Source organism: Dietzia sp. B19, from assembly GCF_014145155.1.
Classification (GTDB): Bacteria; Actinomycetota; Actinomycetes; order Mycobacteriales; family Mycobacteriaceae; genus Dietzia; species Dietzia natronolimnaea.
On sequence record NZ_JAALED010000382.1, the window covers coordinates 1 to 5,049 of the forward strand.

Below are 5,049 nucleotides of genomic sequence, written 5' to 3' on the forward strand. Positions count from 1 at the left end.
CCGTCGCTCCGGCGCCCGCCGTGACCGATCCGCCGCCGGCCCGGACGGCGGAGACGAGAGCGTCGGCGAGAGCGCCCGACCCGCCGATCGCACGGCCGGGAGGGGTCTGGTGCATGAGCGCGGCGAAGCCGATCATCGGCGCGGTGCCGGGATGGGACATCGGCGGTCCGGACTGTGCGCCGAACCAGGACAGGGCGGCCTTGAGCCGCTCGGACGTGAAGGTCTGGTCGAGCAGCGCATCCCCGGAGGACAGGAAGGTCTGGACCGTGCCGAAGGGATCCCGGAGATCGTCGCGTCCGAGGAACGCGGAACCCAGGCGCGGAGCCGTGGGGCGAACGCTGAACCCCTTCATCATCCGCCCGGCGAGGACCTCCCACCGGCGGACGAACCCGCGGTAGGCGTCGGCGTCCGCCCGCCCGCAGGCGGCGGCGATGCTCGCACAGGTCTCGTCGAGGTCGCGGTGGAAGACGAGGGGCGGGGCGTCGCTGCCCGGCGGGGCGGGGGCGAAACCCCAGGGGTCACAGTCCACGTACCTCAGCCCGTGGGCGGCCAGGTCCAGCTCCTCCGGGATGCCGGTGTGCCGGATCATCAGGTGGGCCGACGAGCCACGATCCGTGCGGTGCCCGGGGTAGCGCTCGACAGTGGAGGTGGCGCCGCCCAGGACGGTGTCCTTCTCCACCACGTGGACGTCGAGCCCTGCCCGCGCGAGATAGGCGGCGCAGACCAGGCCGTTGTGACCGGAACCGATCACCACGACGTCATGACTGTTGTTCACGCGGGCCTCCGTGTTGGGTGAGGGGGAGCGACCGCGAGAGTACGGCGAACGGCCTGGCGTCGCCTTCGAACCTGTAGGCCCTGAGCACATCCGAGAAGCCCATCGACCGGTACAACCGCCACGCTCCGTTGGCCTCGTCGGGGACCTCGGGGGTCGAGAGCAACACGGATCCCTCCGTGCGACCGGACAGGAACCTGCGGAGCAACTCAGTGCCTATGCCGTGCCCCTGGTAGCGGGGGGAGACGTGGAGCTCCGTCAATTCGACGTAGTCCGTCGGCAGGCGCTGATCCTGTTCTCGCAGCCCTCGCGCGACCTGCTCGTACCACCACTGGCCGGGTGAGCCCCGGTAGCCGTAACAGATGGCGACCAGGGGCCCACGGGCGTGACCGAGAAGGCGCCGACGCGGCGCCTCGAAGGCCGCGACCCCGGACCAGCCCTCCCGGTGGCTGTGCTCCATCCACGCGGGGGCGCGGGATCGGATCACCTGGGACGGGTACCCCATGGCGTCGACGTAGACACCGAGCGCCTCCGGCAGTCGGTCACGGAACTCCCCGGCGTCCAGGCTGGTGATCACGGTGTCCATCCACCCCATCTCATCACGTGCGCGCGTTCACGACCTCCAGTTGTGTCGTACCCCGCCGATACCGTGGGGTCCAGAAGGGGAGGTGCAGCGGAGATGGCGTCGAGAACCGCAGTTCGTGCGCCGGGCGGGGGTGGCCTCGGGTCCCTCGGTCGGGCAGGTCGTGCCGAGGTCCACCGGGGCCGGGCGCTGGCCGCGTCGTCACCCGCCGAGCGGTTTCTCGAGTCCTACCGGGCGGCGCGTTCGGCGGCGGCGGCGCTCCTGTCCCCGGGGCCGCGTCGCAGGGGCCCGTCCGATGTGTGGCACCGGCTCGCCGCAGAGGTTCCCGAGCTGGCGGAATGGGCCTCCGCCTTCGGCGGTTACTCGGCCCTCGCGGCCGCCGTGGAGGACGGGCTCCCCCGAACGGTCACACCCCGCATGGCGGATGACTTCCTCTGGGCTGTCGGTCGTTTCCTCGACCTGGTCGACGAGCGGCTGGGAGTACTGGGTCCGGCGGCGTGAGGTCGAGGACGCCCTGTGGACCGGGCTTCTGCCGCGTACTCGGAATCCCGGTGGTCACCACCGCGTCGCGCTCGTATGATGGAGTCAACCCTTGACCGGCTGATCCCCGTAGACGGTCGACGTCACACGGCCGAGCCGGCCGAGCTCGTAACCGCGAGCGTTCTAAGGAGGTCGAAGTGCCCCTGTCAGAGCACGAGCAGCGCATGCTCGACGAGATCGAGAATGCGCTCTACGCCGACGACCCCAAGTTCGCGTCGTCTGTTCGAAAGACCGGTGGGACCGGTGGCCGCCGTCCTGCCGGGCTGGTGGTGATCCTCGGTCTCGTAGGGGTCGCGCTCCTCGTGGGCGGGTTGGCACTCGACTTCAAACCGGGCGGGTTTCCCGTCCTCAGTCTCGTGGGTTTCCTCGTGATGTTCGCGGCGGGTGTGCTCGCCATGCGCGCGGTGCCGTCCAAGGCGTCGTCGTCGGCCGGTTCCGCGGGCGGAGCCCGGGTGCCGGGTACGGGTAAGGCGTCCACCAAGGGGGCCGAGGGCCAGAGCTACTCCTCTCGCATGGAGGATCGCTTCCGCCGTCGCTTCGAGCAGTAGCCAGAACGACTGATCACGTCCCGGGAGGGGCGAGCGCATCCGCGCTCGCCCCTCCCGCCTATTTCGGCGGCGAGCGTCTCGGCCGCGTGGGAACTCGGTGATGCCGGATCGCCCTGCGGCGGCGCGCCCCACCGTGCGCCCCCCGGCTCTCCACTTCGCCCCACCGGGGGCCCATCATTCGCCCCTAGGGTGTGAAATAGTCACAGGAACCACATCTGTTCGCCGACTGTGGCCGTCTCCGGCGTGACTCCCGGCGGGTTCTCCAGCTGGTCACGGGTCGACAGGGTGCTCTGAACTGCAGAGATGTAAGTCGGTGGGGAGAAGTGGGGCACAGGCCTTGTTTGTGGGGCGTTGTGGGGTACAGTGGGGGACGCGAGGAGCTCGAAGGGGCCTGAACCCAGGAGGTGGCGGGTGACCGACACCGATCCCACCGACTCCGAGCGTGAACGAGCCTTCGTCGGGTACGGGACGCACCGTCCCAAGCTCGACGACAAGGGGCGGCTGACGATCCCCGCCAGATTCAGGCCTGGCCTGGCCGACGGGGTGGTCGTGTGTGGGTGGTTCACCAACACGCTCTCGGTCTTCCCGGAACGCGAGTTCGACGCGTTGGTCAGAAAGGTCCGGCCGACCGCCAACCTCAGTGAGAGGCACATGGCGTTCTTCCGGCTCCTGGTGAGCGGCGCGGAGGTCCAACAACTCGATTCGCAGGGACGGGTCTCCATTCCGGCGAGTCAGCGGAACTACGCGGGCCTCGGCAAGGACTGCGTGGTCAACGGCCTCGGAGAGCGTCTCGAAGTCTGGGACGCCGAGGCCTGGGACCGCTACAGCGCGGAGAACCTCCCCGTGTTCTCCGAGATGGAGGGCACCTCGCTGGGGATCGAGTTCTGATCCCCGGGACGGACCAGCACGACGGAACGACAGCACGACAGCACGACTGCACGACGGACGGAGCCCCCCGGCCCCTGCCCGGCACCACCCTGACGTACTTCCCCAACGCCAGGTGGGTACCGGACGGGGACCAGGGGGCTCCACCACAACCGGAGCACCGATGACATCCGGACGCGAGGGAGGCGACATGGCGGAAGAGCCCGACTCCGACCGCGCGGCTGCCCGGTCCGGTCACATCCCCGTCTTCCTCGACCGCACCCTCGAACTCTTCCGGCCCGTCGTCGACTCCGCGGCCGCGGAAGGCCGTCGCCCGGTGATCGTGGACGGCACGCTGGGTCTGGGCGGTCACACCTCGCATCTCCTCGCCGAGTTCGACGACCTGAGGGTGGTCGGGGTCGACCGCGACCCCGAGGCCCTCGAGATCGCCACCCGCAGACTCACCGCCTACCGGGACCGGTTCACTCCCGTGCACGCCCGCTTCGACGACTTCGACCTGATCGTGGACAGCCTCCCCGAGGACGCGAGGGACGCGGCCGGCCCGGCGATCGACGGCGTCCTACTGGACTTCGGGGTCTCCTCGATGCAGCTCGACGTGGCCGAGCGCGGTTTCGCGTACTCGGTCGACTCCCCGCTGGACATGAGGATGGACCCCACCACCGGCCCGACCGCCGCCGACATCCTGGCGGACTACCCGCGTGACGACCTCGCCAGGATCTTCCGCGTCTACGGCGAGGAGCGGTTCGCGCGTCAGATCGCCTCCGCGATCGTGCGTCGCCGTGAGACAGATCCGGTCGCCTCCAGCGCCCAGCTCGTCGAGCTGCTCTACGACACCATCCCGCAGGGCGCCCGCCGCACCGGTGGGCATCCGGGCAAACGTGTCTTCCAGGCGCTGCGCATCGAGGTCAACGCCGAGCTCGAGGCCGTGGAGAACGCGGTCCCCGGGTACCTCGACCTGCTGAGGGGTGACGGGCGGGCGGTGTTCATGGCGTACCACTCGGTCGAGGACAAGATCGTCAAGCGGGAACTGACCACCCGGACCGCCTCGCGCACCCCGGCGGGTCTGCCGGTGGAACTGCCCGGACACGGTCCCGAGTTCGAGGCCGTGACCCGCGGTGCGGAGAAGGCCTCACAGTCCGAGATCGATCACAACCCGCGCTCGGCCTCGGTCCGGGTGCGCTGCGTCCGGCGTATCGACGGGAGAACCCCATGACGAGCACGATCGACACGTCGGATCCCGCCGACGACCTCGACACCCGGCGCGGCACCACCACCGAGGGCGCCGAGCCGGTCAGAGGCGTCGGGGCCGTGGGACTGCGCCGGAAGCCGGTCACCCGCTCTGTCCGGGGCCGCCGGACGGTGGTCGTCCCCGCGGAACGGCTGAGTCCCGCCGACCTCGCGGGGAGGATCCCCTTCGTCGTCGTCATGCTCCTCCTCATCGGTACCGGCGTCGGCGGCACGCTCCTGCTGTCCGCGCAGACCACCCAGGACACCTACAACCTCAAGAACGCGCGTGACGCCAACGTCCAGCTCGTCGAACGCATGGAGGCACTCCAGGCGTCCAACGAGCGAGCCCGGTCGGCGGAGGTCCTGGCCCAGCGCGCCGAGAAGCTCGGGATGGTCGGGGTCGCCAGCGCGCCGATCCTCACCAGGGGTTCGGACGGCGTGATCGAGGTGGTCGGCGAGCCCGAGGCGAAGCTCGGCGCGCCGGTCAAGCCGCT

Annotated in this window: 6 protein-coding genes and 1 pseudogene; 5 read left to right on the forward strand and 2 right to left on the reverse strand. The window is 70.2% G+C overall.

Features of this window, described 5'->3' with window-relative positions; genetic code table 11:
• A partial coding sequence (locus tag G6020_RS11245) for an FAD-dependent oxidoreductase (RefSeq protein WP_182610691.1) occupies positions 1 to 775 on the reverse strand: 775 nt, incomplete at its 3' end.
• Positions 759 to 1,358: a GNAT family N-acetyltransferase gene (locus G6020_RS11250; protein ID WP_179525055.1), complete on the reverse strand. Its 600-nt coding sequence runs from the start codon at positions 1,356 to 1,358 to the stop codon at positions 759 to 761. The genes G6020_RS11245 and G6020_RS11250, both read right to left, overlap by 17 nt.
• Before the next feature lie 93 nt (positions 1,359 to 1,451).
• Between G6020_RS11250 and G6020_RS11255 the strand changes: the two genes are divergently transcribed.
• The 5 genes and pseudogenes from G6020_RS11255 to G6020_RS11275 all read left to right on the forward strand — a co-directional run.
• Positions 1,452 to 1,856 carry an SAV_6107 family HEPN domain-containing protein gene (locus G6020_RS11255; RefSeq protein ID WP_179525056.1) on the forward strand — a complete coding sequence of 135 codons (405 nt, stop codon included), beginning with the start codon at positions 1,452 to 1,454 and terminating at the stop codon, positions 1,854 to 1,856.
• Positions 1,857 to 2,032: 176 nt separating this feature from the next.
• Positions 2,033 to 2,443, forward strand: coding sequence for a DUF3040 domain-containing protein (locus G6020_RS11260; protein ID WP_179525057.1), 411 nt, complete (start codon positions 2,033 to 2,035; stop codon positions 2,441 to 2,443).
• 411 nt (positions 2,444 to 2,854) lie between these two features.
• Positions 2,855 to 3,331 carry a division/cell wall cluster transcriptional repressor MraZ gene (locus G6020_RS11265; protein WP_179525058.1) on the forward strand — a complete coding sequence of 159 codons (477 nt, stop codon included), beginning with the start codon at positions 2,855 to 2,857 and terminating at the stop codon, positions 3,329 to 3,331.
• 187 nt (positions 3,332 to 3,518) lie between these two features.
• A complete protein-coding gene (rsmH, locus tag G6020_RS11270; protein WP_182610692.1) occupies positions 3,519 to 4,541 on the forward strand; it encodes a 16S rRNA (cytosine(1402)-N(4))-methyltransferase RsmH in 1,023 nt (340 codons plus the stop codon).
• A pseudogene (locus tag G6020_RS11275) lies at positions 4,538 to 5,049 on the forward strand (hypothetical protein); the annotation flags it as partial. The gene rsmH and the pseudogene G6020_RS11275, both read left to right, overlap by 4 nt.